Source organism: Deltaproteobacteria bacterium (assembly GCA_016183175.1).
In the GTDB taxonomy this organism is placed as follows: Bacteria; UBA10199; UBA10199; order UBA10199; family SBBF01; genus JACPFC01.
This window is the reverse complement of record JACPFC010000033.1, coordinates 5,965-8,289: the sequence shown is the minus strand read 5'-3', so window position 1 is coordinate 8,289 and position 2,325 is coordinate 5,965. Positions and strand designations below refer to the sequence as shown.

The 2,325-nt window shown below is 54.2% G+C and carries 2 protein-coding genes; one reads left to right on the top strand and one right to left on the bottom strand.

Features of this window, described 5'->3' with window-relative positions; all coding sequences use genetic code 11:
* Positions 1-66: 66 nt before the first annotated feature.
* Entirely contained in the window at positions 67-1,146 is a 1,080-nt protein-coding gene (locus tag HYU99_04250) for an L-erythro-3,5-diaminohexanoate dehydrogenase (protein ID MBI2339569.1), read from the bottom strand.
* 164 nt (positions 1,147-1,310) lie between these two features.
* Between HYU99_04250 and HYU99_04245 the strand changes: the two genes are divergently transcribed.
* Positions 1,311-2,325: hypothetical protein (locus HYU99_04245; protein ID MBI2339568.1), on the top strand; the 1,015-nt coding region annotated here is incomplete at its 3' end.

The window sequence follows — 2,325 nt, the reverse complement described above, 5'->3', positions numbered from 1 at the left end:
AAGGATGCTTCGCGACCATTTTTGCCTTGGACGGCTTGATTGCCGATTGTATGACTTCGGTGTGATTCATCCAAATTTCTCCTCAAACCACTTTTGAAGCGGCTTGTGGTTTCGGAGCAGATTCAACATCAGCTCCGCGTGTCCCGGCACATAGCCGCTCCCCATCAGAAGAAGGACATCCTTGCCGATCCCTTCGGCGCCCAGAACCGTTTTTTGAAACGACGTCCGCATCCCGAAAAAGAGGGCCTTGCCGCCATCGCGGCAGGAGACAACGCCACTCATCTCTGTGCCCTCGATGCTTGCGGAATTGACCGCCACGTCCGCCAGCGCGCCGCGTGTCATTTCATTCACCCAGGTGTAAACTTCCATCGGATGTGTCGCATCCAGCGCGGCAAAGTGTCCTTTGATGTTTGCCTGGCACCACGCCACGGCCGACAGATCGGCATCCACCCCATAAACCAGCGCCCCCACTTCTTCCGCCATGCAGGCCATGGCCTTTCCCGCCTTTCCAAGGCCGATGATCAAAATTTTCTCTCCCTCCCGAACGGTCCGCTTTACCTGCGCCGGCCCGCCGCAGACGTCCCATGCCGCCAACACCGCCCCTTCGGACAGATCGGCGGGCATTTTTCGGACCGAACCGGATTCAAAAACAATTGCCGATCCGGAGACGGAGATTTGTCCTTTTTTTTCATCCACCATCCCGATCTCCTTGATGCTTAACGGCGTGAGAGTCAACGAAACCAGTGACACCACCGGATCGCCAATCCTTAACTCTTTGGCCTGCGGATGCCCCGGCCCGATCGCCTCGACAGTTCCCAAAAAAACCCCGCCCGAATTTGTTTTGGGGTTGTGCATCTTCCCCCTCTCGGCAACAATGGCGAGAATTTTTTGCGCCAAAAATCCCCCCCCGCCCCCCTCCGCCACACAACCGGCGGACAGGTTTGACAAAGGGGGGGAAGAGGGGATTTCCCCCATTAATTGCCGCAAACTCGCCGCATCGATCTGCAGTTTGGAAACGCTCACCAGAATTTCATTGTCAAAAATCGGAAGACTTGCTTCCAGCCGATCCGCCGACTGCGGCAAAACCCCTTTCGGTTTGACGACGCGGTTTAACCCCCACGGGTGACCGCCCGGGCGAAATTCCATGACGACTCCTTGTAAAAAAACCAGTGATTTTTGACAGTTAGAGTATAGCATCCGAAAGGAGTGTGGACAAGACTCGATGCGGCATAGCCCCCATACATAACTCCCACAAAGGAGAACGGCCAATCTTGACAAAACCGGGGGGGGCGACTAGAGGTCGGGGCCGTATGACCGCTCCATCATCAAGGCCTTCCGTCGAAGCAGATTCCCCCTGGATGAATGAGAACCTTGTTCAGGATTCGGCCCTGCAGATGGGGTCCGATCAAGGAGAAAATCCTCCAAGTAAAGCCAATTCTCAACAACTCCAAAAACAAGAAGCGGACTTCGTTGCCTTGGAGAAATATCGGGAAGTAACGCACACAAAGCATCGTCCCCCCCTTTTGTTTCTTGCTCTGGATCAATTGATCGGCTGTGAGTCGGTTAAAGAAGCACCTGTCCCCAATATCGATCCTACAGCCGCCATTTTAGCTCCTCAAGAGAGTGAGTTTATGGAGGGGGAAGAGATCACCTTTGAAGTCCAAGGATCGGATGATCAGGATGAGGCAGAGAGTTTGGAATATACATTGTCCAGTTCGGTAGATGGGCTCCTTTCTGAAGGGAATCTCGATCAGAAGGGGCGGGCAACGATCATGACCACACTCGGCGCCGGAGATCATACGATCGAGCTTGAGGTATTTGACAGTGAGGGGGCCTCGGGGGTTGACACACTTGAGATGACGGTGATGCCCAATCAGGCGCCGGAAATTGAGATTTTGGCGCCGGCCGAGGGAGAGGCGTTTTACGAGGGTCAACTCATTAGCCTGGAGGTTCAGGTTTCGGATGAAGAAGATGCGCCGGAGTTGCTTTCTGTTTCGTGGGAGAGTGATCTGGATGGACCGCTGGTTGAAGATATTATGCCCGATAGCAATGGCCTGGCGACAACGGAGGTGTATCTGCACAAAGGGGATCATCTTTTACGGGCCACGGTGACCGATAGTTTGGAAAAGACAAAAACAGCCACGGTAACGGTCACAATAGGAGCGCCGAACAATCTGCCCGAATGTGAGATCACCGCACCGGAAAGCGGCTCGGCTTATGGCGATGGAGAGGTTGTTTATTTTGAGGGACAGGTCTCTGATGCGGATGAGGCGAATGCCGGCGATTTAAACGTGGCATGGGAAAGTGACAAAGACGGGGTTATCG

Coding starts and splice junctions, on each gene's coding strand:
- HYU99_04250 (MBI2339569.1), bottom strand. CDS start 1,146: ATGGAATTTCGCCCGGGCGGTCACCCGTGGGGGTTAAACCGCGTCGTC.